We start from the raw sequence: 25506 nt of genomic DNA, 5'->3' as shown, positions 1-25506 counted from the left end.
GTCACCGGTGGATCCGATAAGGTCCGAACCATGACACTCCTGCGGATTTTGATGATGTGCGTGTTTCTCGCCTCGGGCTATGCCGTGGCGCTTGGCGGTGAACCGTGCGCCATGGGCCTGCACGCGGAGACCGCCGCCAAGACCGGCTCCGCCACGCAGAAAACCGCGGGGGCGACCGACACCATGGACTGTCACGACACCGCATCCGCCCAGGAGACCGGCAGCGACAATCCTCCCTGCTGCGATGACGGCTGTACCTGCGGCACCTGCGCCACCGCGCACCCGGCCCTTGCCGCCGTGACCGTCACTGCCGAAACGCTGGAACCAGACCTGATAGACCGGCGCGCCGACAACCGGCTGCACACCCTTGCCCACGATCTGACACTGCCGCCTCCCCGCCTTTAACGTCTGACCCCGCCGCCTCCCGCATGGTCGCCTGCACGGCAGCCATGGCCACGGGATGCATGTCGTTTTCAGACATCAAAGGACACCGACACACATATGAAAATCTTGATACTGGCCCTTGGCCTGCTATCTGGCCTGCTATCTGGCCTGGCATGGCCCGGCGGCGGCGCGGCCGTGGCAAGGCCCGTCTCCTACCCCGGAGGGTGGACCGCCATCCAGGAAACCGACCCGGTGATGAACCGGCTGCTCGTCCATTATTCCCCCACCGCGCGGCAAAGCATCGGCGCGCTGGTGGAACGCAACCGCGACGACGGCTGGTGGTTTACCGGCATGCAGACGACACGGCTGTTGCAGCGGTGGAATACCCGCGAGACCCAGGCAAACCTGTATCTGAGCGGGGCGCTCGGCCTTGCCCATCCGGACGAAGACCGGCATCCCGGAACGCAAAGCGGTCTTGGCGGGTTTGCCGCCATTGCCGCCGACTGGGAAAGCCGGCGCCTGTTCACATCCTATGCCGGGCGCATGACCGTGGCGGGCGGCGTGCCCGACCGCTTCATGCAATCGGCGCGGCTGGGTTTCGCCCCTTACATCGCCCCATATGGCAGCCTGCACACCTGGCTGATGGTCCAGATCGACCACCGCCCCGGCAATGAGGACGAAATCGCCGTCACACCGCTGATCCGCCTGTTCAAATCCGTCTTCCTGTTCGAGGCCGGCATATCCGACAGCGGCGAGGCGCTCGTCAACTGGACCTACCGATTTTAGACAAAGAAGGAAACCGCATCATGTTGATATCCCGTATCCTGCCGCTTGCCGTCGCACTCGGTGCGACCCTTATGGCGATCACGCCTGCACAGGCGCAACACCAGCACGATAAGGCCCATTCCCATGCCCACGACACCGAGACCGGGACCACCACACCGGCCAAGCCGCTACAGGACACGGGCGGCGACACCGTCATCGTCGATGTGAACGGGCTGGTGTGCGATTTCTGCGCCCGCGCGGTGGAAAAGGTCTTTTCCCGCCGGGATGAGGTGGCGGGCGTGGCCGTGGACCTTGAGGCCAAGACGATCACACTGGCGATGAAACCTGGCGGACAGATCGACGACGCCACCCTGAAAAAGCTGATCGTCGACAGCGGCTATAACGTTCTCGCCGTCCGCCGCGGCGACACCAGCAAAATGGACCGGCCCTGACCATGCCCCCATCCACCAGGGAAACCGCCGCGCCGACATGGCCCGCGATCCTGGCCTTGTTCGCCAGCACCGGCACGCTGGTGTGCTGCGCGCTGCCGGCGCTGCTGGTCACGCTCGGCCTTGGCGCGGTAACGGCGGGGCTGGTCTCCGCCGTGCCGCAGCTTGTCTGGCTGTCGGACCATAAGGAAGGTGTCTTTGCCGTCTCGGGTATCATGCTGGTGGCCGCGGGCGCGATGCAGTGGCGGACCCGCAACGCCCCCTGCCCCCTGGACCCGGCGGCGGCACGGGCCTGCATGCGACTGCGCCGTCTCTCCCGCGTCCTGCTTGGCGTGGCGGCGGCGGTTTATGCCGTCGGGTTTTTCTTCGCCTTTCTGGCGGCGGACATTTTTTACGGCTGAGCGTCAACCATGCTGAACGCTAAAAATTCAGGGGCGGCGGTACAGCCGCCCCTGCAAAACCGTTTACATCCGCGCAGAGACGCCACAGGCCATGGCCGCTGTCGCGGTATTTGCGTTCAAAGGCGGTGACGGGACTGTCCGCCGTCCATGGTTCAACGGTGGCCTCGATCCCGCACAGCCGCAGCGCCCCGGCGAACTCGTCCACATAAACACGCCAGTTGCTGCGGACCTCCAGCATGCCGCCCAGGGCCAGCATGTCGGGAAAAACCGGGCTCCCGTGCCAGCGGCGGCCCAGGTGCGCGGCCTTGGGGTAGGGATTGGGATAGAACAGGCAATGCCGCGCCAGCCGCCAGCCCGCCCCCCGCATCAGACGGTACAGGTCGACGAGGTCGGCCCGCAGAAGGATCAGGTTGTCCGGCAGCCGCCCATCCCGGTGCCGGGCCAGCCGGTGGGCGGAACGGTCGACCCCGATCACCCGGCAGTCCGGATGCCGGACGGCCAGATGACGGCTGCTGTCCCCGACCCCGCAGCAGGCATCAAGAATAAGCGCCCTGTCCACATCCGGCGCCGCACCGGCTGCTGTCAGGCATGCCTGCAAATGCTCGAACGCCGCGCGTGTATGCGGCTGCACCGGTTTTTGAAACGGGTGGGTCAGATGGGTGCGCACGGTTTCCGCCAGCCGTTCGTGCGGCCCGGCCTGATTGCTGACGATATGACGGGACCGGCGTTGCACAGCCTGTCTTTTCCCCATGATTGAAGTCTGGTGACGGTGAATGTGGCGGCGGTCCGCATAATAAAAATATCGCAGTGAAGTAAAACTGAAAAAAATTGCCCCCATAAGGCTATGAGTTTATTGGGGCTTGGGGCTAACATCTTCATATCACGGCGTTTTTCAATTTTTTGTTGTGGTTTTGCACGCAACCTGCAAGACAGCGGCCTGAACGGCACGGGCACGGGTATCTGAAAGTTCGGTATGGATATTCTGGGAATACAGATTTTTGCGTTTATCGGATTCCTTCTGGCGGCCTATTCGATCGTGGCCAATGACGCGATCCAGACGCTGGGGACCTTTCTCAGTTCCAATTCGCTCAGGCCGTGGTGGGTCCTGTGGCTCTATGCGTGCAGCATCATCGTCGCCGTCATGGTCTATGGCTATGTCGCGGGCGAGGGGGATATTGCCTATGGCCGCCTGAATTCGCTGCCCTATCCGGAAAACGGCATCCAGTGGTGGCATGCGGTGCCGCCGCTGTTCCTGATGATCCTGACCCGCTTCGGTATTCCGGTGTCCACCACCTTTCTGGTGTTGACCATTTTCGCACTGACCGGCGGCACCGCCACCGAGGATGTGCTGCCGAAAATGCTGCTGAAATCGGGCATGGGTTATGTGGTGGCGTTTTTCGTCGGCGCGCTGGTCTATTTCACCGTGGCCCATATGTTCGAATCCTGGATCGCCAAAACGCGCAGCCAGCATATCGGCAATCACTGGGTGGCGCTGCAATGGCTGTCCACGGCGTTTCTGTGGTCCCAGTGGCTGATACAGGATCTGGCGAATATCTTCATTTTCCTGCCGCGCCAGACGGTCCCGAACCCGGACGGCACCCTCAGCGTCAGCTTCACGCCCGAACTGCTGCTGTTCGCCACCGTTGTCATGCTGGCGCTGCACGCCATCATCTTCGCCACGCGCGGCGGTGAAATCCAGAAAATCGTCCTCAGCAAGGCCAACACCACCGACATCCGCGCCGCCACGCTGATCGACTTCATCTATGCCCTGACACTGATGTTCTTCAAGGATATCAGCAATGTGCCGATGAGCACCACATGGGTCTTCCTCGGCCTGCTGGCGGGCCGGGAACTGGCGATTTCCGCCCGCACCCATCTGCGCGAACGGGGCGAGGCCGCCTTCGACGTGGTCACGGACATCGTGCGCGCCTTCATCGGCCTGATCGTCAGCGTCATCATCGCCGTCGCCATCCCGTGGATCGCCACGGGCCGCGCACCCAACATTCTGGGCGGGTAGAGAGAACCGCTAGAAAGCCAACAGGAGACCGTCGGAAGACGATCGGGTCGGATATCTCCGCCCGGCCCCTTGCCATGGCGGCACCGCAGCGCGTACACAGGCGGGGTCATGGAGTCCTCACCCAAAGCGGACAAAGCGACCCGACCGCACGGCACCGCAGAAACATCCGGTTCCGGGGCGCCGCCATCAAAACCCGGGGCGCGGGGTCTGATGCGCCTGCGCTCGGAACCGACCTATCTGCTGTTTGCCGCCTTCAGCTGGTTCGCCACGCTGGGCTACTGGATCCGGCGGCTGGCCAGCCAGTGGCTGGTGTGGGAGATGACCGGCTCCTTCGCGTGGCTCGGCATCGCCGCCGCCCTTCAGGCCGGCGTCTTCATCGTCACCTCGCCACTGGCCGGCACGCTGGCCGACCGGGGCGACCGGCTGTTCCTGGCCCGCTGCGTGCGGCTTCTCGACATCGCCAGCGCGCTGGCGATGACGGCGCTGATCGCGGGCGGCGGGCTCACCCTGCCGCTGCTGCTGGTGATGATCGGGGTTTTCGCGGTATCGGAAGGATTCTGGATGCCGGTGCGCCTGTCCCTGGTGCCGAGCCTGGTTTCGAAAGACGCGCTGCCCAATGCCATCGCGCTCAGCGCCACCCTGTTCAATCTGGCGCAGTTCGTCGGCCCGGCCATCGCCGGCGTGCTGATCACCCGCGCGGGCGTGGATGCGGCATTTGCCGTCACGGCGGCAACCTTCGTGATTTTCTTCATCGTGCTGTTCCTGCTGCCGCGCGTCAGCCGGGACCCGGCCTCGGGCCGCGCCAAATCCTTCCTGCGGGATATGCGCGCCGGGCTTGATCTTGCCATGCGCGACGGCACCCTCGGCCCCGTCATCCTGGCGGCGGCCATGTCGTCGCTCAGCTTCCGCGCGGTGCGCGACCTGCTGGCCGGGCTGGCGGATACCCAGTTCAACGCGGGCGTGGACGGCCTGACCTGGCTGGCCAGTTCCATCGGCATCGGCGCGCTCATCGGTGCGACGATGATGGCCAACATGGCCGACAGATGGTCCCTGCCCCATGTGATGCGGCGCAGCATGCTGGCGAACGCCCTGCTGCAACTGGGTTTTGTCGCCGCGCCGTCGCTGCCGGTCGCCGCCCTGCTGGCGGCGGGCATGGGCATGACCATGACAACGACGGGCGTCAGTGGCCAGATCATCATGCAGCGCACGGTCAGCGACAGTGCGCGCGGGCGGATCGCCAGCCTGTGGTCCATGCAGGTGATGGCGGCGCCGTCCCTCGGCGCATGGATCGTCGGCGCGCTGGCCGGATGGTTCGGCGCGCCCGCCGGGCTGGCGTTGATCACCGCTGTATTCCTGCTGTTCTGGCTGTTCAGCCGCCCACCGGGACAAACGAACGCGGATCAAAGGGAGGAGACGACATGACGATAACAGGGACGATCCTGCGGACAGCGATCCGCATGGCGGTCGGCGCCATGCTGGCGGGGGGCCTGGCGGCGTCCGCCCCGGCTGTTGCCACTGAAGACACCGCGACCCGCGCGGCTTTCACTGCCGGCCCGTTGACGGCGGCGCCGGGCACGATGGTCAGCGGTTTTCTCGACATTGCGGAGGGCGTGGATACGGGCACAAAGGTGCCGGTCACCATCGCGCACGGCGCAAAACCGGGGCCGGTTCTGGCCCTGATCGCCGGCACCCACGGCTATGAATACGCGCCCGTCATCGCCCTGCACCGGGTGCGTCGCGCTCTGGACCCGAGCCTGTTGTCGGGCACGGTGATCATGGTGCATGTGGCCAACATGCCGTCCTTCATGGAACGCACAGTCTACCGCGGCCCGGTCGACGGCAAAAACCTGAACCGCGTCTATCCCGGCAGGGCGGACGGCACGGTGAGCGACCGCATCGCCCACGCCATCACCGCCTATGTCATTGCGCCCGCCGACTATGTGCTGGACCTGCACGCCGGTGACGGCAACGAGGCGCTGCGGCCTTACATTTACATGCCGGTGACGGGCGACAAGGCCATGGATAGGGCGATCCGGGACATGGCGCTGGCCTTCGGGCTGGACCATATCGTCATCGACGACCAGCGCGACATGTCCGCCCGCCCCACCCGCTATACCGACCAGACGGCGCTGGTGATGGGCAAACCCGCCATCACCACGGAAACCGGCCAGCTCGGCAGCGTGGTCGAAGACTGGGTCGGCCCGGCGGAGCGCGGCGTCTGGAACATATTGCGGCATTTTTCCATGATACCGGGCACGGCCACGCCGGTTGAAAATCCGGTCTGGCTGACAGGCTACAGGGTGGTGACAAGCCCGGCGGACGGGGTGTTCATCCCCGCTGTGCGCGACGGCTATGCAGTGGCGGCGGGCGGCCGGCTCGGGGTGTTGCAGAACCTGTTCGGCGAACCGGTCGCCACCATCCGCGCGCCCTTTGACGGCATCGTCAATTATGTGGTGGCCACCCCGCCGGTGCGGCGGGGCGAGCCGCTCGCCATGGTCAGCCGCCGCGCCGACCCGCCGGACTGAAACCGGGCGGACACGGGCGGCATCCCGGCGGCGGCCAAAACAGCCGCCGCAAGGATAGCCGGAACACCGGTCAGGACACCCGCCGTTCCCGCGTCGCCCAGTAGGGTTCACGCAGCACGGTCTTGAGGATCTTGCCGCTGGCATTGCGGGGAATGCTGTCCATCAGCGCGATCCGGCGCGGGATCTTGTAACCCGCCAGATGGGGACGGCAAAACTCGGTCACCGCCTCGGCGCTCAGGGCAGCGGCATTGCCTGTGCCGTCCCGTGGCACAATGCAGGCCAGCAGGCTTTCGCCCATGCGCTCATCGGGCACACCGATCACCGCCACATCGCCGATGTCCGGGTGACGGATCAGAATTTTCTCCACCTCGGTCGGATAAATATTCTCCGCCCCCGAAATCACCATGTCCTTCACCCGGTCGCGGACAAAGACATAGCCGTCCGCGTCCACATAACCGGCATCGCCGGACCGGACCCAGCCGTCCGCCATGGTCGCTTTTGTCTCTTCCGGCCGGCGCCAGTAACCGGAACTGGATGACGGCGACCGGAAGACAAGCTCACCGGTTTCGCCCGCCGGCATGTCACGGCCATCGGGGCCGACCACGCGGAACTCCACATCCGGTCCCGGCCGCCCGGCCGACAGCAGCAGGTCGGGACGTCCGTTCAGGGCTTTCTCATGGTCCTCCACCGACAGGCAGACAATGGCGCCGGTGGCCTCCGTCATGCCGTAATACTGGCAGAAGCCGCAGCCGAACACCTCGATCGCCTGCTTCAAAACCGTGTCCGAGATGGGCGAGGCGCCGTAGCCGATCAGCCGCAAGGCACTGAAATCATAATCGGCCAGATTGGGCACCATGGCGACCATGGCATGGATCATTGCCGGCACCATGAACAGATAGGCGATGCGTTCCTCGGCCAGGATGCGCGCGGTTTCAACCGGGTGAAAGGTGCGGCAGGTCAGCATGCGCGCGCCGTTGAAAAAACAGAACAGGGCCGGGCCGATGCCGCCGATATGGAAAATAGGCGCGACCAGAAGCTCGGTATCGCCGGGCCGTGTCCGGAACGAGGCGGCAACCTGCGTCCGCTGCCATGCGGCGACAAGGTTGCGGTGCGTCATCCGCACGCCCTTGGGCAGGCCGGTCGTGCCGCTGGTGTATAATTGCAGGACCGTGTCATCCTCGCCGATATCCGGCCCTGAAAACGGCGTGTCCTCGGCGGCATCCACACGCGCGGTCCAGTCCGCGCGGTCGATGACCGGCGCCACGGTGGCCGCCGTCTTGCGCCACATGTCCAGCAGCGGCAACAGCTCGTCATCCGGCGCCAGGACGGCGGCCGGCTCCAGGTCGGTGACAATTTCGGCAATCTCGGCTGGCGCCAGCCGCCAGTTCAGAACGGCCGCCACCGCGCCCAGATGGGCCAGCGCCACCACGGCCAGAACGGCATCCGGCTGGTTTTGCGCCAGAATGGCGACCCGGTCGCCCCGGCCTACGCCCAGATCGGAAAAGACATGCGCCATGCGGTGCACGCGCGCCGCCCCTTCGGCATAGGTCAGGCAATCGCCGCCGGCCTCGCCCAGCATGGGGGCATCGCCCAGATTGCGCGCCTGAAAATCGATCACTTTGTGAATCAGCATGAAAAGACCTCCCGAATATCTCGCCCCGATACAGACTTAGAGCGCCTGCCTGTTTTCGGCAACGCTTTCCGGTACGGAACGCTTTCCGGTACGGTATGACAGGTAGTGAAATACGGGCGGACCGACGTGATTTGCCTCCCGCCTGCACTGGCCGGCCTGGAAAGCGGGAAGCGCCGGAAGGAATACGGTGATCCCTTCCGGCACTCAGGGCGTGGGGGACAGACTAGAAACGCGCTGTCAGTTCAACGCCGTAGGTACGGGGCAGGCCGCGTACCAGATAATCCTGATTGAAGGCGTTCAGGTTCAGCCCGTAGGTGAAATAGAAATTGTCGAAGATGTTGCGGGCCCACAGGGAAACGGCGAAGTTTTCCTGATTGAAGGTCAGCCGCGCATTGGCCAGGAAATAGGCGGGATTGCCCTCGCCCAGTTCGCTGCTGGCCAGCGGCTGGCCCTCCAGCGTCGGACTGCCGACGAACTGGCCGCCGTAATCGTTGAACGGGTCGAACCAGTATTCACCGATATACTGGCCGTCCGCGCGCAACACGATGGAGCGGTCCTCCTGTTCCCAGAAGGTGATGGTGGCCCCCAGATTGGCCATGATGTCCGGCGCATTGGGAAATTCGTTGCCGCCGATGGCACCGCCGCCGTCCAGCACCTGCCCGCTGTCATAGCGGCTGTTCAGATAACCGCCGGACCCGTCAATGACCAGCCAGTCGTTGACAAGCGCGGTAAACTCAGCCTCCAGACCCCAGATGCGGCCATTGACCGCCCGCAGGAAGGAGGTCGCGCCGACGATCTCGGCGATCTGCTGGTTCTGATAGTCGTAATAAAAGGCGGCGGCGTTGAATTGCAGCCGGTTGTCGAACCAGCGGGATTTCAGGCCGACCTCGAAGGCGTCCACCTCTTCCGGCGGCACGAAGAAGACCTGCTCGATCGCCTGATAGGCGAGGCCGTTCCACGCGCCCGCGCGGTAGCCCCGGCTGTAGCTGGCATAGGTCATCACCTCATCCTGCCACTGATAATTCAGGATCAGGCGCCCGGTCAGCCGGCCGGTGTCCTCCTCCAGATTGACGGCGGGCAGGCTGGGATCGAACGGGAAACTGAAAGGCACCGTGCTGGCACGCGGGTTGCCCGCCGCGTCGAACAGGACGGTGCGCGCATCCTCGAACCGCACCTCGTCATAAGTGTAGCGCAGGCCGAGCGTGACGGTGAACTTGTCCGTCACATCATAGATCGCCTCGCCGTAAATGGCGTAGGACGGGCGCTCGATGGTGAACTGCTGTTCCGCCAGGATCGGGCTGACCGGCGGGGCCACCGCGGCACAGGACGGGTCCAGGAAGCTGCGCGCGTCGAAAAAGCCGTTCGGGTTGACGACCACCGGCGCACACGGGTCCGGGCCGGCGCCGGCGGGTACGACGGCCAGCGCATCGGCGCTGGCGATCGGCGCGTTGAAGAAATCCGCCGGCACACCGAGGTCGGTCAGGATACCGAAGAAATCCGGCTCGTTGTTGGTGATGTTGCGGTCCCAGCCGTAATACAGTCCGCCGATCACCTGCAGCCGGTCGCCGGTATAGGTCAGGCGCAGGTCCTGATTGAAGCCGTCATGCTCGGAATTGTAGCGGATGGCGCAGACATTGTTGGGCGACCCGTCACAGTCGAACGGCGACAGGTCGAAGGTGCCGCTGTCATATCCGGTGATGGACGTCAGCGTGATCTCGTCCCATTCATAATTGACGGTCAGCACGATACCGTCCGCATCGTTGAAATAATTGCCCGCCGTGTCGGCCTCCACCTCATTCTCGGCAAGGCCGCGCAACTCGCGCGAGTAGCCGAAATTGTCGGTGCCGTTTTCATTGTAGCCGATACCGTAGGGCAAATCCTGAAGCTGGTCGTTTTCCGCCGTGTAAACCTTGAGCAGAACGTCCATATCCTCGTTCGGTTTCCACAGGATGGTGGCACGCGCACCGTAATAGTTGGTGTCGCCGTAATACTGGCCGTCGACGGGGTTGAAGGTGTAACCGTCCCCGTCGCCGAAGGTGGCGGCGAAGCGCACGCCCAGCTTGCCGGGGATGATCGTGGCCTCCGCCGCGCCGTCCATGCGCAGGGTATCGAAATTGCCGTAATTGGCGGTGACATAGCCTTCCGTACCCTCCAGGCTGGGCCGGCGGGTGATGAAGTTGATGGCGCCGCCCGTGGTGTTGCGGCCATAAAGCGTGCCCTGCGGCCCGCGCACCACCTCGATCCGGTCCAGATCATAAAGCTGCTGCCCGTGGGACGCGCGGAAATTCTGATACACCTCGTCCACATAGACACCGACGGGCGAGGCGATGCTGGCGCTGAACTCGTTCGCGACACTGATGCCCCGCAGCGAGAAGTTGGGCTGCGTGCGGGAATAGGCGGACGTGACCTGAAGGTTCGGCACCGCGCCGTTCAGGTCCGTCGTCTCCAGAAGGTTGCGCGCCCGCAGGTCATCCCCGCTCAGGGCCGAGACCGACTGCGGCACCGATTGCAGCGACTGCACGCGTTTCTGTGCGGTGACGAGAATTTCGTCGAGGACAAGATCGCTGTCACTGCCCGTATCGGCAACCTGCCCGTCATCCTGCGCCCAGGCGGCAGGGGCCAGCAACAGGGCCGTACCGCCCAACAGCATCGCTTTCGCCAAACGCCCAAACCCCGCCAACGGCGCGGATATCCCAGGGCAATCCGGTCTTGTCAACGGGCCGGGGTGTCCGCCCCGGTGTGCCGTCCTGCATGCAGTCGTCTGCGACCCCTGCCCTCCCAAGGCAGTGCGCGTGTCGTCATACTCGATCATGTCCCATCTCCCAGGTCATTGTGAACCTCTCCCCTGTGAAACTCAGAACGCTGCCAAAACTCCCAACCCTGTGCCGGTTTGCCCGTGTGTGCGGGTTTTTCGGGCGCGGTCCCTCCGACCGGGCACCCGTCCGGCGTTGTTATTCGTCCTGTGCGCCGCCGCTTGCCGCCTCAAACCCGCGGGGCGCCAGAATGGCTGTCGTCTCCAGATAGGCGTCGATGCCCTCCGGCCCCATCTCCCGACCCAGGCCGGAGGCGCGCATGCCGCCAAAGGGGCTGCCGAAATCCAGTATTCGCTTGGTGGACAGCCCGACCGTGCCGGTGCGCATGCCCTTGGCAAGACGCAGCGCCCGGTCCGCATCCGCGCTCCAGACCGAGCCGGACAGGCCGTATGGCGAGGCATTGGCGCGGGCAAGCGCATCGTCCTCGCTGTCATAGGGCAGCGCCACGATGACAGGGCCGAAGACCTCTTCGCGGGCGATGGCCATGCCGTCGTCCACAGTCGTGTACAGCGTCGGCGCGATAAAACAGCCCCCGCCCGGCTCGTTCGCCTGACTGCCGCCGGCAAGCGCGCGGGCGCCGTCCGCCTCGGCACCGCGTAGGGCGGCCATGATGCGGTCCTGCTGTATGGGCGCGGCAACCGGGCCGATATGGGTCGCGGCATCGCGCGGATCGCCGATGGTCAGCGCCCGGAAGCGCGCGGCCAGATCCTCCGACAATTCTGCAAAACGGCTGCGCGGCAGAAACAGGCGGGACTGTGCGCCGCAGACCTGACCATTGTTTTGCAACGTGGCGAGAAACAGCTCCCCCCACACCGCGTCAAGGTCAATGTCATCCAGAAGAATGGCCGCCGACTTGCCGCCCAGCTCCAGCGTACAGCGGGCAAATCGGTCGGCACAGGCGCGCGCCACATGGCGGCCCGCGGCGGTGGATCCGGTAAAGCTGACCTTGGCCACGCGGCTGTCGGCCACAAGGGCGGCGCCGAAATCCCGGTCCCCCGTCAGCACACTGACCATGCCGGGCGGCAGCGGCAACCCGGCCACATGGGCGGCGAAACGATGCATGCTGGCGGCGTTCTCCGGCGACGGTTTCAGCACGATGGGGCAGCCGGCCGCAATCGCCGCGCCCAGTTTGACCGCGGCCAGAAACAGCGGCACGTTCCACGGCACGATACCGGCGGCCACACCGACCGGGTTTTTGCGGATCAGCACGGTACCGCCCCGCAGACCGGCGCGCCTTTCCTCGAACACGTGGGTGTCCAGCATCGCGGCATAGGCCGACAGCACACCCGCCGCGCTCGACACCTGTAGTGCCTCGGCCTGTGCCGCCGGACAGCCGACCTCCACCGTCACGTGCGCGGCAAGCGCCCCGGCATCCGCCGTCAGCGCGTGCGAAAGCGCGGTCAGGGCCGCCTGACGCTCAGCCACGCTCAAGGCCTCAGCCGCCGGCAGGGCAGTGACGGCGGCGTCAAGGGCCCGGTCCATCAGCGTGGCGCCCGCCAGCCGGACACCCGGCAAGGCCGTCCCCTCCACGGGGGCGGGCCGGCTGTAGGCCGCGCCGTCAGCGGGGTGCCATTCCCCCGCGACCCAGTATGTGTCGACCGGCTCCACGCTACACAGCCTTTCCGGCCAGCGCTTCCTGCCGACGTGTCTTGCCGCTCAGGCGGATCAGGTCTTCATGCAGTTCGAACCAGACGGTGTGATAACTGTCGATGACGGGGGCGGCCATATAGCGGACCTCGCCCTGTTTCAGCGCCTCAAGGGCTGCGGCAAAACGGTGATTGTAACGCGCCATGCGCGGCAGTGCCGCGCTCATGTCCGTCATCAGGGTCAGGATGACACCGTCAATGGTAGCCAGCGCTGCGATGATGCCACGATCATAGGCCGTATCGCTGTGATCGTTCGGCACCACTGCGCCGTCGACCTCGCGCATTTGCCAGCGGGCCACCAGCGCCTTGAACTCGGGATTGACATCGTTGAAACGGGCGTAGAAGGCAGCGATGACCTCATCGCCAACCTGCCCGCGCTCCGCCGCCGTATCGGCATCCGCCGCCGCCTGTCCATCCGGCGTCAGGCGGTGGCCGATCTTTTTTTCCTCCGCCAGTCCGGCGGCTACCAGATCGGCGAGCAGGGCGGCTACCGGTGCAGCCCCCACGCCGAGGCAGGCGGCAATCGCCTCCGCCCCGGCAAAGCCCTTCAGCCGCAGCATCAAAAGCACCCGGCTTTTCAGCCCGCCGTCCGCATCCTGTGTCCGGTCCGTCATCGTTCCCTCTTTCCCCTGCATATCCTGGCCCTTTACGCCCTCGCCCCATGCGGCAGACATACTGTCAGCGCACCCTGTGGCCGCGCTTTCCACTGTCGGCATAGGCTGCGCGCAGCTTGTGCTTTTCCAGCTTGCCGGTGTCGAGACGCGGCAGCGTGTCGCAAAAATCGATGAATTTCGGACATTTGAACCCGGCCAGACGCCCGCGCAGAAAAGCCAGCAGGCTTTCGGCCTCGATCCGGGCGGCGTTAGTATCTGCGGGCATGGCGCGCGGTTCGACCACGGCCAGAACCGCCTCGCCCAGATCGTCGTCCGGCACGCCGAAGACGGCGGTGTCCGCCACATTGGCATGCAACAGAAGCGCGTCCTCAATCTCCTTCGGGTACACATTCACCCCGCCGGAAATAATGGTGAAGGCCTTGCGGTCGGTCAGGAACAGATAGCCCTCTTCGTCCACATAGCCCATATCGCCCATGGTGGCCCAGCCGGCGGCATGGCTGGCTGCCGCTGTTTTCTCGGGCGCATTGTGATAGTTGAGCGGCGCCCCGCCCGAAAAATACACCGCACCGACCTGACGGGGGCCAAGCTCCCCGCCATCCTCATCGACGATGTGAAGCGCGCTCCGCCACGCCTTGCCCACCGTGCCGGGGCGTTGCAGCCACTCCGCGCTTCTCACATGGGTTAAGCCGATGCTTTCCGTGCCCGCATAATATTCGTGCAGGATCGGGCCCCACCAGTCGATCATCGCCCTTTTCACCGCCACGGGGCACGGTGCACCGGCATGGATCGCTACGCGGTGGGCGGACAAATCGGCGCCCTTACGCGTTTCAGGCGGCAGGTCCAGCATACGGACGAACATGGTCGGCACCCACTGGCTGTGGGTCACGCGGTGGCGGACAAGCGTATCCAGCGCGGCACGGGCCTCGAACTTGCGCATGAGAACCACGGTGCCGCCCATGCGCAGCAGATTCATCACGAAGCGCAAGGGGGCTGCATGATACAGCGGCGCGGACGAAAGAAAGACCGTCTCCGCATCCATATCGAACAGGATCCTGGCACGCTCCACGCGCCGGGCCTCGCTGCCCAGTGGCACGAAGTCCAGGGGCCTGCGCACACCCTTGGGCCGTCCCGTCGTGCCGGATGTGTAAAGCATGTCGCCGCCTTCCACCGGGTCGTGCAGGGCGGCATTGTCCAGTGCCGGTCCGCAGGCATCCACGGCAGACCACAGCAGCGGCGTCTCGCCCCCATGCGCCGCCACCGCATACACTGACAGGTGCGGTGCGGCAGCCGGGCGGGACTTTACGGCAATAACAGCGGCCTCTGCCGCGCCGGGGGCACGTTCGCCGTCAGTGATGAAAACGGCGGCGGCGCTGTCGGCAAGGATATAACCGGTTTCCTCCGGCGTCAGCCGCGTGGCGATGGGCACATAATACAGACCGGAGCGCTGCGCCGCCCAGGCAATGACCAGGAAATCGAAACCGTTCATCATCTGCAAGGCGACCACATCGCCGCGCCGAACCCCCAGATGACGAAAAAATGCCGCCAGCCGCCGCGACCGCTCAGCCAGTTCGGCATATGTCACCACCGCATCGTCAAGGCGCAGGGCGGCCTTGTCGGGGGTGCTTGCGGCGATCTGGTCCGGATACATGCAAGCCCCCTTTAGATCTCGTCCGGGCCGAAATGGCCGGTGTCATTGACGCTGAGAATGGTCAGCCGCTGCATATCCGCACCGATCAGCCGGGTCAGCGAGCAGTAATGGGGGACAAAACGCGTCAGCCGCTCGATGCCCAGAATATGCGCCAGAATGACATTGATCGGCAGGCCGTGCGTGAACACCGCCACCTTGCCGGCTTCACCGCGCTGGAGGATACGCCCGAAGGCCCCCAGCACATTCGCGCAAAAGGTTTCGGTATCGCCGCCGAGGAAGCCGACCGGATCGTCCAGAAAGTTCTGCCAGCGGGGACCGCCCTCGCGCCGCAGCGCCTCGAGGGAGATATAGCGTGTGCCCTCGCCGCCGCCGTCCACCTCGGCCAGATGGTCCACCACCTCGACCTCAAGTCCCAACCGTTCGGCCAGCGGACGGGCCGTGTCATAGGCCCGCCGCAGGGGGCTTGAGACAATGGCGGCGATCTCCTCCCGCGCCAGCCGGTCCGCGGCCCGCGCCGCCTGCCAGTGGCCGCGTTCGGTCAGCGGCGGGTTGACGAAACGTCCCTCCTGTCTGGTGTCGGGCTGACCGTGGCGGACAAGCAGCAACTGCATCAGGCCCCTCCCGTACCGATGATCCTGCCGGGGCGGGCCCTTTCGGGGCCGCCGCCTTCCGACCGCACACTGCCGGCTGTTATGCAACATAAAAATATGACGTCACTTTCATTTTTTTGAAAATGGTCCGGCATGGTCGGCTGCATCATGGTTTCTTCCCTTTAAGCGGTCTTACCGGCCTGCGGTACCAACTGCGGCACTGCCCCCGGCCGCCGTATAGGCCGTGCGGCGCACGGCAGCGGCGCGCAGCGTGTGCAGGCCCCCATCGGCCGGCAGGTCGATACCGTTGATCCAGCCGGCCTGATCCGAAAGCAGAAACTGGATGACGGCGCCGATTTCATCCGGCGCGGCATGGCGGCCGACAGTGTCCGCCGCCACCTGAATACGGTCTTCACCCATGGAGGTTTTGAAATCCGGCAAAATCGGGGTTTCCGTCGGCCCCGGACTGACGCAGTTGACCCGCACCCCCTGCGCATGAAACAGGGCCGTTGCCTCCGGCAGCCAGTGGTGCACCAGCCGCTTCGACAGTTCATAGGCCGTCCTGCCGTCCGGCTTATCCTTCAGGCCAAGGGTAAGCGCATGGCCCCAGTCGGCGTGGACGACGCTTTCAAGCGCCGCCTCGCCCCAAGGGCAGCGGTGCGCCGCGATGCTGGAGACAAGAACGACGCTGCCGCCCGGCCCCAGTCTGTCATGAAGCCCCAGTGTCAGATGTTTCAGGCCCAGGAAATTCACCGCCAGCACCTTGTCCGCCGGATGGCTTCCGGGCAGGCCCGCCACATTGGCCAGGCCGGACAGCGGCGCGTCAATCTGCCCAAGGCAGGCATCAATGCTGTCCCGGTCCGCCAGATCGCAGACAAGGCTGCGCTGCACGCCGGCCCCCTCACCCGTCCGCTCAGGCACCGGCCGGATATCCACCGCGATGACGGCCCGCCCGGCGGCGGTCAGGCGCGCGGCGAGCGCCGCGCCGATACCGCTGGCCGCTCCGGTGACGACGACGGGCCCTAAAGCGGCGCTCATTGCCATTTCACCATCAGCTTCGCGGTTCCGGCAAACCAGTTGGACGGCAGGCGGTCGCCCAGCCCCTCTATTTCACAAGCACTGTAGCGCTTGAAAAATTCTTCAAAGAAAATCTGCGTTTCGACCCGTGCCAGATGCGCACCGAGGCAGAAATGCGGCCCGATGCCGAAACCCATATGCGCGTTGGGCTGCCGGTCGATGATAAAATCACCCGCCCGGTCGAACATCCGCTCATCCCGGTTGCCGGAGGCAAAATACAGCACGACCTTTGTGCCCGCCGCGATGGGCACGCCGAACAGGTCGCTGTCCTCGATCGCGGTGCGGCGCATCTGGATCACCGGCGAGACCCAGCGCACCATTTCCTCCACGGCTTTGGGGATCAGACCTGGCGCCTCCCTCAGCCGCGCCATGTCCCCCGGCTGGCGGCAGAGCTGCTCAAGCCCGCCGGACAGAAGATTGCGCGTCGTCTCATTGCCCGCCACCGTCAGCACCATGAAATAGGCGTCCAGCTGCTCTTCGGTCAGCCGCGCCCCGTCAATCTCGGCGGTGACGAGGGCACTGGCCAGATCCTCCTGCGGATCGGCGCGCTTTTCCGCCGCCAGTCGGCGGAAATAGGCAAACAGATCGGCACGGGCCGTCGCCTGCTCCGCATCGCTTGCCAGCACATCGCTCATGGTGTTGGCCCAGTGCACCATGGTCAGCTGCATATCGTCCGGCACACCCAGCACGTCGGCAAAGACGATCATGGGAATTTTCACCGAAATCGCCTCGACAAAGTCGAAATAGTCGCCCCTCGGCGTCGCCTCCATCAGATCGGTGATGATCTCGCGGATACGTGCACCCCGTCCCTCGATGACCGAACGGCGCAGCGGCGGCATGCCCACCTTGCGCAACGCGCCGTGAATCGGCGGATCGGCATTATGCACACTGGGGTGGCCGGTGCCCTCGGCCCGCTTGTCGCGGATCTGCGTGCCCTTGCCGCTGCAAAAGCGCACATGATCCTGCGCAACGGCCTTGATATGGTCATAGCGGGTCAGCGCATAGAAGCCGGGCCCGTCCGGTTCAGGATTAAAATGGACGGGCGCTTCATCGCGCAGCTGCCTGAAGACCTCATGCTCGTGCCGTTCGACGAACAGATTGACGTCCAAAAGGTCGATATCGCGGCCCTTTTGCGGTGTGTTTTCCACGGTCATCGCGCCGGCTCCCCGTCCCCATGGCCGCTTTTGGCCGGTGCCAGGTGCGCCTCCATATGCGGCAATACGGCCTCGCCCTGTCCGGCGAAGATGGCGCGGTACCAGATGCTACCGCAGACGCGGCCTAGCTCGTCCAGCTCTTCCGGGCGCGGCAGCGTCTTGGCCAGCCCCACCTGAACATAGGCCATCTGTTCCGTCATGGAGCCCAGCGCCTCGGCCATCAGGGCGGCATTGAAACTGTCGGGCAGGACGCCGCGCTCCTTCAGCATGTCCAGCCAGCGCGCGGTGCGCCGGGTGAACAGGCCGCGCATGTCGAGCCACAGGTCGAGAAAGCTGGAGGCTTCACCCTGCGCGGCGGCTTCCCGCGCCACACGCAGCAAATGCCGGTGGCGGGCATAATGGTTGAAGAAACGGATATTACGCTCAATCAGGTCGTCTTCGCTGGGCACCGGGTTCGCGCCGGGACCGCGCCGCGTTTCCTGTCGGATTTCGCCGTGCATCTCAAGGAGGATGGCAAGCAGGATGTCATCCTTATCCTTGAAATGGCGATAGAAATTCCCGTGGGAGACCTGCGCCAGCCGCACGATATCCGCCACCCGCGTGCGCTCATAGCCATATTCGCCAAAGGCCTGCCGCGCCGCCTCCAGCAGGCGCTGCTGTGTGGCGCGGCCCTTGGGCGTCAGCTTCCGCCCGCCCTGATCCACACCGATATGCAGGGCCAGCCGGGTATGCAGGGCCGGGCCGGGCCGGACCGAAGCGCCCTCCTCGCCGGCACTGGACGTCGCCCTGCCCGTACCGTGTTTTTCCGAAACCTGCCCGTCTGACACTGGTCTCTCGCTTTCCGCCCGGATCACACCTGGCTGAAGCCGTCCTACGGGACAGCCGTCAGCCTGTGAGACACCCTGCGCGATACATATTCGGCAAGGCTGTCCGGTCTCCCAAAATGGTGCAGCGCAGCACGCTTGACACCTTCCTCTCCACAAAAAAGATGATATCATTATCAGGAAAATTTGCAACATCCGGTGTCGGACGTCCGCGACGGAACGGCATCTGCGAGACATCTGGGAGGGGTATCTTGCATCAGGAAAGCAGCGCGGCCACCGCGCCCGAACGCATGTCGGAGCATACGACACCGGCGGAACCATCCGTGGACCTGGGCAGCCTGCGGTGGGTTGTCGATAACGATCCGAGCCCGCGTTACCCCTTATATACCCGCGCCAATATCGGCGAGGTGTTTCCCACCGTGGTCATGCCCTTTTCATGGACGCTGTGGGGCATCCCCCATGCCGAGCCCGGCTGGTGCAAGGCCTTTGTCAATCTCGGCGCGTTTGACACGGCTGAATTCACCGACGGCGAGATGGAGATGCTGGGCGTATTCGGCGGCTACGGCTATCTCAATGTGTCGGCCAGCCGCATCTTCGGCCTGCGCACGCCCGGCCTGACGCCGGAGGCCGTGGACCAAAGCTTTTTTGGCGAGCAACCGGACGTGCCCGCCTTTGCGCCGCGCCCCGGCGATGTGTCGGAAAAGCACACGGCGCAAATGGCCGAAACGCTCAACTGGGTTTTCACCGCGACGGACCTGCCGGACCTGTTGGAAACCCGCGCGGAGGTCGAGGCCGTGCGCGCGGCGCGGCCCGCGCTCGACACCCTGTCGGACAAGGCACTTTTGGCCCATGTTCGCACGCTCTGCACACAGCGGTGGGAGGCCCTGTGGGTGCGGCATATCATGGCCACCTATCACGCCACCATCCCCTCGGGCGTGATCGGCGTCACCTGCGCGACCGTGGGCAAACCGGAACTGGCCGCCGACATCATGTCCGACATCGGGGATGTGGATTCCGCCCTGCCCGCCCAGGCGCTGTGGAAACTGGCGCGTGAGGTCACGGCCTCGCCCGCGCTGACCACCCTTTTCGATGCCGGGTCACAAGAACTGCCGGAGCGCCTGAAAGCGGACACCCGGTCCGATGTGGTCGCCTTTACAAAACATTTCGACGCCTTTCTCGGCACGTTCGGTTTTCGCGGCCCCAATGAGTGGGAAATGCGCAGCCGCTGCTGGGAACTGGACCCGGCCACACCCCTGGCCGCCATTGAACAGATGCGCCGTGCACCAGAAAGCGAGTCGCCCGCAGCACGGGCAGCAGGGCGAAAAGCCGCACGGCAAGAGGCACTGGTCACCGTGCGCGGCCTGTTGGCGGGCGATGCCGAGGCGCTCGGCACTTTCAACGCGGGCGTCGGCGCGGCGAAAGTGTTTTTCGCCGGACGTGAGCGCACCAAGGCCAACTGCGCCATGCTGACCCATGAAATGCGTATGGCCATGTGGGAACTGGGTCGCCGAATGACGCAGCGCGGCCTGTTCACCCATGCGGATGAATTTGCACTGCTGACGGACGATGAATGGACCGCCCTGCTGGACGGCAGGCTGGATACTCCGGCCGTGCTCGCCCGCCGCCGTTTGGAAGAGACGGCGCTCGCCGGGCTGGAACCGCCCTTTATCGTCGATGGCACGGTACCGCCGCTGACAACATGGAAAAAACGGGAACAGCAAGCCCGCAGCATTGCCCCCGGTATGGTGATGACCGGTCAGCCCGGGTGTGCCGGACAGGCCGAGGGCATTGCCCGGATTGTCCACGACCCCGGCGAGCCTGGCGATATGGAACCGGGCGACATCCTCATCGCGGAATTTACCGACCCGTCCTGGACGCCGCTGTTCAGCGCGGCAGGCGGCGTGGTCGTCAATGTGGGGGCCACCGTCAGTCATGCCGTGATCGTGGCGCGGGAGCTGGGCGTGCCATGTGCCGTCAGCGTGACAGGCGCAACCCATTCCATCCCCGACGGCACCCGTGTGCAGGTGGACGGCGGTGCCGGCACGGTGACCATCCTTGCCCTTCCGGAAGGGTATAGCCCCGAAGGCGAAGGAGCAAAGGCGTGATCTACCCGTTCGACCATCCGCATGATGGTGGACATGACGCGGTGGCGAAACTGGTCGGCGGCAAGGGGGCAAGCCTGTGGGCCATGACCAGCAAGCTCAACCTGCCAGTACCGCCGGGCTTCACCATCGCCACCGATGAATGCCACCGCTTTCTGGAAAACGGCATGACGGCGCGCCTGCAAAGCAACGTCCGCGCCGCACTGAAAGGGGTGGAAGCCGCTGTGGGCCGGCGCTTCGGCGATGCGCAGACGCCGCTGCTGCTCAGCGTGCGCTCGGGCGCGCCGGTCTCCATGCCCGGCATGATGGACACGGTGCTGAATGTGGGCCTGACGGACGCCACGGTGGAAGGTTTGGCAAACGTCACCGGCGACCGTACCTTTGCGCTGGACAGTTACCGGCGGTTTCTTGCCATGTTTGCCCGCACCGTGCTGGGGCTTGCGGCACCTGCAGCCGTAACAGAGGCGGACGGCACGGACACAGCCGCGCTCGAGGCGGATATCGCCGCACTGAAACATATCATCGCCGGGGCGACGGACGCCGCAATCCTTGACGATCCCTATGCGCTTCTGGATGCGTGTATCGGCGCAGTGTTCCGCTCATGGCACAGCCCGCGCGCGGACCATTACCGCGAAGTGGAAGGCATTGACGAACGCCTCGGCACCGCGGCGACGGTGCAGGCCATGGTCTTCGGAAATCAGGATACACACTCGGCCACAGGCGTTGTCTTTACCCGCGACCCGTCCACCGGCGCGCCGGGTCTGTGCGGGGACATATTGTTCAATGCACAGGGCGAGGACGTCGTCTCCGGCACGCACCGGACCCTGCCGCTGGAGGCACTGGCCGATCGGATGCCGGCGGTATGGGCCGACCTTGAGACCGCCGCCGCCACGCTGGAGCGGTATTACCGCGACCTTTGCGACATTGAGTTCACCGTTGAAAGCGGGCGGCTGTGGGTGTTGCAGGCACGGCGCGGCAAGCGCAGCCCGGCCGCCGCCGTGCGTATTGCCGTCGATCTGGTTGAGGACCCGACGATCGCCCTGCCGAAGAATGAAGCGCTGACCCGTATCCCGGCGGATGCGTGGGACGGTGCGCACGGACACGGGGCGGCAGGCGACAGCCATCTGCTGGCCATGGGCACGCCGGCCTCGCCCGGTGTGGCCACGGGCATGATCGTGCTCAGCGCGGATGAAGCCGTCGACATCGCGGCGGATGGCGAGGACATCATTCTAGTACGCCGCGAAACCTCGCCCGAGGATGTGCACGGCATGGGCGCCGCCAAGGGGATCCTGACCTCCCTCGGCGGGATGATGAGCCACGCGGCCGTGGTGGCGCGCGGCTGGGGCGTGCCCGCCGTGGTCGGTGTGGAAACGCTGGAGATCGGCGCGGATCGTATCACACTGGGTGAAACGGTGCTGAAGGCGGGCGAAACGCTGTCCATCGACGGCAGCAGCGGCAAGGTCTTTGCCGGGGCCATCACCGCCACCCGGCAGGCGGACCCCTATCTGGACAAGGCACGCGGCTGGGCGCGCGATCTGGGCCACCCGGCGGGCGGTTGAACAGCGACGGAAGGAAGGAAAAAGCATGGCACGGTTGACGAACAAGGTGGCGATCATCACCGGCGGTGCGGGCGGCATCGGCCTGGCGGCGGCGAAGCGTTTTCTGGACGAAGGGGCGCGCGTGATGCTGGTGGGACGGACGGCCGCCAAGCTGGAGGCGGCACAGGCCGCGCTGGATGGAGGCGACCGTGTGGCGATTGCAGCAGCCGACGTGTCGGACGAAGCGGCAACGCAAGCCTTCGTGCGCGAGACAAAGGACCGTTTCGGCAGACTGGACATCCTGTTCGGCAATGCCGGCACCGAAGGCACGGTAAAGCCGCTGACCGACCTGACGGTGGATGAATTCGACAGTGTGATGACCATCAATGTGCGCGGTGCCTGGCTGTCGATGAAACACGCCGCGCCGCTGATCGCCGACAGCGGCGGCGGGTCCATTATCCTGACCTCGTCCGTCGCGGGCGCGGTGGGCGTGCCGGGCATTTCCGCCTATACAGCCAGCAAGCATGCCATCGCCGGGCTGGCGCGCTCCGCCGCGCAGGAACTGGCCGGCGCGAACATCCGCGTCAACACCATCCTGCCCGCGCCGGTCGACAATGACATGATGCGCGCCATCGAGCGGCAGGCCGCTCCCGACAATCCGGAAGCCGCCAGGGCGGGCTTTCTGGCCAGTATCCCGCTCGGCCGTTACGGCAGCAATGAGGAAGTCGCGGCGCTGGCCCTGTTTCTGGCAAGCGACGACGCCGCCTTCTGCACCGGCGGTCTCTACCCGGTGGACGGGGGCTTCACCGCGCGGTGATGACTGTTTGAAGAACTTGGGCGGGTTACTGCTTGAAGAAGTTTGCCAGCCCTCTCCTCATTGATTTTTATCAGGAAGAGCTTAGCCGTCCCTCTCCCCCACCCGGCCACCCATAGCATACGATCCCGTGGGTGGCCGGGTGGGGGAGAGGGACGGCTAAGCTCTTCGAACCATAATCTAGTGACGGCGAGGGCCGGCTGGGTTCTTAACTCCTCAGACTAAAAACAAAACAACAACCCCCTTTAACATCCAAGTCCGCTCAGGGCGCGGGGCCGCCGCTGTGCGTTTCCGCCTGTTGCAGGGCCCAGGCACGCTGTGCCTCGGCGATAACGTAGGCACGAATGCTTTCCGAATCCTCCGCGCTCAGCACGTCGGAGAAGGCGATCATCCCACGCTCCACCAGTGCCCCGTCAATCACCACGTCCTGCCACAATTCGGCGCTGTGCAACGCGCCGGAATGGCGCAGATCGGGGATCAGGCCGCCACCGACAGCGCTGATCCCGTGGCAGAAGGTGCAATTGGCGTGATAGGCGGCAAGCCCGGCCGTGACCTGTTCGCCATCCGCCGGTTCCAGGGGCGGTTCTGGCAGGGGCAGCGGCGTCCAGTCCAGGGGCGGCAGGCTGCCGGTCGCCCCCAGTTTGAAGGTCAGCACCCGGCTGACATTGGGCAGGCTTTCGGCCTGGGTGAAAGCCCCTGTCGTCAGGGGGAAGGCCCCGCCCCAGCCGACGGCGACGGTGACATACTGCTCGCCGTCCAGCGCGTAGGTCATCGGCGCGGCGACCACGCCCGTCTGCGTCGGGAAGGACCACAGTTCGTCGCCCGTGTCAGCACGGTAGGCGACAAAACGGCTGTCCGCGGTGCCCTGAAAAACCAGATTGCCGCCGGTGCTGAGCACACCGCCGTTCCACGGCCCCTTATGGTCCACGCGCCAGGCGGGCTTTTGCCCCGCCGGATCCCATGCCAGCAGGTGGCCCTTGACCACCGTTTTCATCGCCGCGCGCACGGCGGCATCGTCCGGCAGAGCCGCCAGCGTGTTGTTGGTGCCGGTATTCCAGAAACCGGGCCGCGCTTCATAGGCCGGGTCGTGGGCATACAGATAGGGAATGTCCATCGCGGGGATATAAACAAGGCCGCTGTCCGGGCTGTAGCTCATGGGATGCCAGTTGTGCCCGCCGAAAGGGCTCGGCACCTGTACAAAGGGCTCACCGGCATAATAGCGTGCCTCCGGCACCTCCACCGGGCGGCCCGTGTCCGTGTCCACATGGGTCGCCCAGTTGACCGGCACGTAAGGTTCGGCCGAGATCAGCGCCCCGGTTTCCCTATCCAGCACGTAGAAGAAGCCGTTTTTCGGGGCCTGCATCAGCACCTTGCGCACGCGTCCGCCGATTTCCATATCGGCGAGGATGATATGCTGTGTCGCCGTATAGTCCCACGTCTCGCCGGGGGTGGTCTGATAATGCCAGACATAGGCGCCCGTCTCGGGTCTCAGCGCAACGATGGACGACAGGAACAGATTGTCGCCCCCTTCGGGCGAGCGCACGCTCTGGTTCCATGGGGAGCCATTGCCGACACCGATATACAGCAGGTCCAGATCCGGGTCATAGGCCATGGAATCCCAAACGGTACCGCCACCACCGAGCCGCCACCACTCGCCCGTCCAGGTCTCGGCCGCCATGGCCATGGCATCGCTTTCAAAGCCGTCCGCCGGGTTACCGGGCACGGTGTGGAACCGCCAGTCGAGCGTACCGGTGGCCGCATCATAGGCCGACAGATAGCCGCGCACGCCGTATTCACCGCCGCCATTGCCGATCAGCACGCGGCCCTTCACCACGCGCGGCGCCCCGGTGATGGTGTAGGGCTTGGACCGGTCGATGGTGTTCACGTCCCACGCGACAGCACCGGTCGCGGCGTCCAGCGCCACCAGCCGCCCGTCCAGCGTGCCCACGAATACACGGCCGTCATGATAGGCCACACCCCGGTTGACCGCATCGCAGCAGGCCTTTTGCCCCCAGGCGCGCGGCACGGCGGGGTCATAGGTCCATTTCAGCGCGCCGGTGCGGGCGTCGAGCGCGTGGACAATGCTCCACGCGCTGGTGACATACAGGGTGCCGTCCACCATCAGCGGCGTCGCCTCGATCCCGCGCTTCGTGTCCAGGTCGAAGGACCAGACGAGGCCAAGGTCCGGGACCGTGTCCATATTGATGGCGTCGAGCGGGCTGTGACGCTGTTCCGCGTATGTGCGGCCATGGGACAGCCATTCCCCCGGCGCCCGGACTGCACCCACCAGGCGCGCGTCGGCATCCGTACCGCCGTCCGCCTGTTCCCCCTGCGGTACACCGCAGGCCACTGCCATCATGCAAAAAGCGCCGGCCACACCGGCACGCGCCCTATCCCGGATACGCATAAACCTCTCCCCTCTGCGTCACCCCTGCCGCTGACGTCCATCCCCTTCACGACACCAGAAAAGCATGGCGGCACCGGAAAAGAAAGACTGTCACGATATGGAGCG

The 25506-nt window shown here is 65.2% G+C and carries 21 protein-coding genes; 10 read left to right on the top strand and 11 right to left on the bottom strand.

All coding sequences use genetic code 11. The annotated features are described in order from the left end of the window. The first annotated feature begins 30 nt into the window (after positions 1–30). The 4 genes from BXY39_RS11075 (at position 31) to BXY39_RS11060 (ending at position 1999) form a co-directional block, all read left to right on the top strand. Positions 31–405, top strand: a complete 375-nt coding sequence (locus BXY39_RS11075) for a hypothetical protein (protein ID WP_147453549.1) — start codon at positions 31–33, stop codon at positions 403–405. A gap of 96 nt (positions 406–501) precedes the next feature. Next, positions 502–1170, top strand: a complete 669-nt coding sequence (locus tag BXY39_RS11070) for a hypothetical protein (RefSeq protein WP_121938885.1) — start codon at positions 502–504, stop codon at positions 1168–1170. 20 nt (positions 1171–1190) lie between these two features. Beyond that, on the top strand, positions 1191–1601 hold the full coding sequence (locus tag BXY39_RS11065; RefSeq protein WP_121938884.1) for a heavy-metal-associated domain-containing protein: 411 nt from the start codon (positions 1191–1193) through the stop codon (positions 1599–1601). Positions 1602–1603: 2 nt separating this feature from the next. Continuing rightward, positions 1604–1999, top strand: coding sequence for a hypothetical protein (locus BXY39_RS11060; RefSeq protein ID WP_121938883.1), 396 nt, complete (start codon positions 1604–1606; stop codon positions 1997–1999). Positions 2000–2018: 19 nt separating this feature from the next. Here the strand turns inward: BXY39_RS11060 and trmB are convergent, their stop codons facing one another. Then, positions 2019–2750 (bottom strand): tRNA (guanine(46)-N(7))-methyltransferase TrmB, encoded by a 732-nt coding sequence (gene trmB, locus BXY39_RS11055; protein ID WP_121939014.1) that lies wholly within the window; start codon positions 2748–2750, stop codon positions 2019–2021. A 231-nt stretch (positions 2751–2981) separates the two neighbouring features. On the opposite strand from trmB, the gene BXY39_RS11050 reads away from it, so the two are divergent. The 3 genes from BXY39_RS11050 (at position 2982) to BXY39_RS11040 (ending at position 6541) form a co-directional block, all read left to right on the top strand. Next, the gene (locus BXY39_RS11050) at positions 2982–4016 is read left to right on the top strand and encodes a hypothetical protein (protein WP_121939013.1); all 1035 of its coding nucleotides are present in this window, start codon (positions 2982–2984) and stop codon (positions 4014–4016) included. A gap of 210 nt (positions 4017–4226) precedes the next feature. Continuing rightward, positions 4227–5438, top strand: coding sequence for an MFS transporter (locus BXY39_RS11045; RefSeq protein ID WP_170163779.1), 1212 nt, complete (start codon positions 4227–4229; stop codon positions 5436–5438). Then, positions 5435–6541: a M14 family metallopeptidase gene (locus BXY39_RS11040; RefSeq protein WP_211332203.1), complete on the top strand. Its 1107-nt coding sequence runs from the start codon at positions 5435–5437 to the stop codon at positions 6539–6541. Before BXY39_RS11045 ends, BXY39_RS11040 begins: the two co-directional genes overlap by 4 nt. Positions 6542–6611: 70 nt before the next feature. On the opposite strand, the gene BXY39_RS11035 is transcribed toward BXY39_RS11040, so the two are convergent. From BXY39_RS11035 to BXY39_RS10995, 9 genes are all read right to left on the bottom strand, one after another. Beyond that, on the bottom strand, positions 6612–8174 hold the full coding sequence (locus tag BXY39_RS11035; protein WP_121938881.1) for a long-chain-fatty-acid--CoA ligase: 1563 nt from the start codon (positions 8172–8174) through the stop codon (positions 6612–6614). A gap of 223 nt (positions 8175–8397) precedes the next feature. Then, complete coding sequence (locus tag BXY39_RS11030; protein WP_170163778.1) at positions 8398–10836, bottom strand: TonB-dependent receptor; 2439 nt, start codon at positions 10834–10836, stop codon at positions 8398–8400. A gap of 289 nt (positions 10837–11125) precedes the next feature. Beyond that, positions 11126–12595 carry an aldehyde dehydrogenase family protein gene (locus tag BXY39_RS11025; protein ID WP_170163777.1) on the bottom strand — a complete coding sequence of 490 codons (1470 nt, stop codon included), beginning with the start codon at positions 12593–12595 and terminating at the stop codon, positions 11126–11128. Position 12596: 1 nt separating this feature from the next. Next, positions 12597–13247, bottom strand: a complete 651-nt coding sequence (locus BXY39_RS11020; protein WP_147453548.1) for a hypothetical protein — start codon at positions 13245–13247, stop codon at positions 12597–12599. A 64-nt stretch (positions 13248–13311) separates the two neighbouring features. After that, positions 13312–14895 carry an AMP-binding protein gene (locus BXY39_RS11015; protein ID WP_121938877.1) on the bottom strand — a complete coding sequence of 528 codons (1584 nt, stop codon included), beginning with the start codon at positions 14893–14895 and terminating at the stop codon, positions 13312–13314. A gap of 11 nt (positions 14896–14906) precedes the next feature. After that, positions 14907–15506: a histidine phosphatase family protein gene (locus BXY39_RS11010; RefSeq protein ID WP_170163776.1), complete on the bottom strand. Its 600-nt coding sequence runs from the start codon at positions 15504–15506 to the stop codon at positions 14907–14909. Between the two features lie 171 nt (positions 15507–15677). Continuing rightward, positions 15678–16523: an SDR family oxidoreductase gene (locus BXY39_RS11005; protein ID WP_170163775.1), complete on the bottom strand. Its 846-nt coding sequence runs from the start codon at positions 16521–16523 to the stop codon at positions 15678–15680. Then, the gene (locus tag BXY39_RS11000; RefSeq protein WP_121938874.1) at positions 16520–17716 is read right to left on the bottom strand and encodes a cytochrome P450; all 1197 of its coding nucleotides are present in this window, start codon (positions 17714–17716) and stop codon (positions 16520–16522) included. Before BXY39_RS11000 ends, BXY39_RS11005 begins: the two co-directional genes overlap by 4 nt. Further along, complete coding sequence (locus BXY39_RS10995; protein WP_170163774.1) at positions 17713–18543, bottom strand: TetR/AcrR family transcriptional regulator; 831 nt, start codon at positions 18541–18543, stop codon at positions 17713–17715. The genes BXY39_RS11000 and BXY39_RS10995 overlap by 4 nt, the downstream gene beginning before the upstream one ends. Before the next feature lie 248 nt (positions 18544–18791). Here BXY39_RS10995 and BXY39_RS10990 point away from each other — a divergent pair, with 248 nt between their 5' ends. Genes BXY39_RS10990 through BXY39_RS10980 form a run of 3 tightly spaced genes read left to right on the top strand, consistent with a single transcriptional unit; the run spans position 18792 to position 22997 of the window. Continuing rightward, complete coding sequence (locus BXY39_RS10990) at positions 18792–20645, top strand: PEP-utilizing enzyme (RefSeq protein ID WP_170163773.1); 1854 nt, start codon at positions 18792–18794, stop codon at positions 20643–20645. Continuing rightward, positions 20642–22201 carry a pyruvate, phosphate dikinase gene (locus BXY39_RS10985; protein ID WP_121938872.1) on the top strand — a complete coding sequence of 520 codons (1560 nt, stop codon included), beginning with the start codon at positions 20642–20644 and terminating at the stop codon, positions 22199–22201. Before BXY39_RS10990 ends, BXY39_RS10985 begins: the two co-directional genes overlap by 4 nt. Positions 22202–22226: 25 nt before the next feature. After that, positions 22227–22997: an SDR family NAD(P)-dependent oxidoreductase gene (locus BXY39_RS10980; RefSeq protein ID WP_121938871.1), complete on the top strand. Its 771-nt coding sequence runs from the start codon at positions 22227–22229 to the stop codon at positions 22995–22997. 259 nt (positions 22998–23256) lie between these two features. Here BXY39_RS10980 and BXY39_RS10975 read toward each other — a convergent pair whose 3' ends face one another. Then, positions 23257–25401 (bottom strand): PQQ-dependent dehydrogenase, methanol/ethanol family, encoded by a 2145-nt coding sequence (locus BXY39_RS10975; protein ID WP_121938870.1) that lies wholly within the window; start codon positions 25399–25401, stop codon positions 23257–23259. Positions 25402–25506 lie beyond the last annotated feature (105 nt).

Source organism: Eilatimonas milleporae, from assembly GCF_003688555.1.
Classification (GTDB): domain Bacteria; phylum Pseudomonadota; class Alphaproteobacteria; order Sphingomonadales; family Kordiimonadaceae; genus Eilatimonas; species Eilatimonas milleporae.
Note: the sequence above shows the minus strand (reverse complement) of the source record. Positions and strands in the feature narration are given on the sequence as shown.

Coding starts and splice junctions, on each gene's coding strand:
- BXY39_RS11075 (WP_147453549.1), top strand. CDS start 31: ATGACACTCCTGCGGATTTTGATGATGTGCGTGTTTCTCGCCTCGGGC.
- BXY39_RS11070 (WP_121938885.1), top strand. CDS start 502: ATGAAAATCTTGATACTGGCCCTTGGCCTGCTATCTGGCCTGCTATCT.
- BXY39_RS11065 (WP_121938884.1), top strand. CDS start 1,191: ATGTTGATATCCCGTATCCTGCCGCTTGCCGTCGCACTCGGTGCGACC.
- BXY39_RS11060 (WP_121938883.1), top strand. CDS start 1,604: ATGCCCCCATCCACCAGGGAAACCGCCGCGCCGACATGGCCCGCGATC.
- trmB (WP_121939014.1), bottom strand. CDS start 2,750: ATGGGGAAAAGACAGGCTGTGCAACGCCGGTCCCGTCATATCGTCAGC.
- BXY39_RS11045 (WP_170163779.1), top strand. CDS start 4,227: ATGCGCCTGCGCTCGGAACCGACCTATCTGCTGTTTGCCGCCTTCAGC.
- BXY39_RS11040 (WP_211332203.1), top strand. CDS start 5,435: ATGACGATAACAGGGACGATCCTGCGGACAGCGATCCGCATGGCGGTC.
- BXY39_RS11035 (WP_121938881.1), bottom strand. CDS start 8,174: ATGCTGATTCACAAAGTGATCGATTTTCAGGCGCGCAATCTGGGCGAT.
- BXY39_RS11020 (WP_147453548.1), bottom strand. CDS start 13,247: ATGACGGACCGGACACAGGATGCGGACGGCGGGCTGAAAAGCCGGGTG.
- BXY39_RS11015 (WP_121938877.1), bottom strand. CDS start 14,895: ATGTATCCGGACCAGATCGCCGCAAGCACCCCCGACAAGGCCGCCCTG.
- BXY39_RS11010 (WP_170163776.1), bottom strand. CDS start 15,506: ATGCAGTTGCTGCTTGTCCGCCACGGTCAGCCCGACACCAGACAGGAG.
- BXY39_RS11005 (WP_170163775.1), bottom strand. CDS start 16,523: ATGAGCGCCGCTTTAGGGCCCGTCGTCGTCACCGGAGCGGCCAGCGGT.
- BXY39_RS11000 (WP_121938874.1), bottom strand. CDS start 17,716: ATGACCGTGGAAAACACACCGCAAAAGGGCCGCGATATCGACCTTTTG.
- BXY39_RS10980 (WP_121938871.1), top strand. CDS start 22,227: ATGGCACGGTTGACGAACAAGGTGGCGATCATCACCGGCGGTGCGGGC.
- BXY39_RS10975 (WP_121938870.1), bottom strand. CDS start 25,401: ATGCGTATCCGGGATAGGGCGCGTGCCGGTGTGGCCGGCGCTTTTTGC.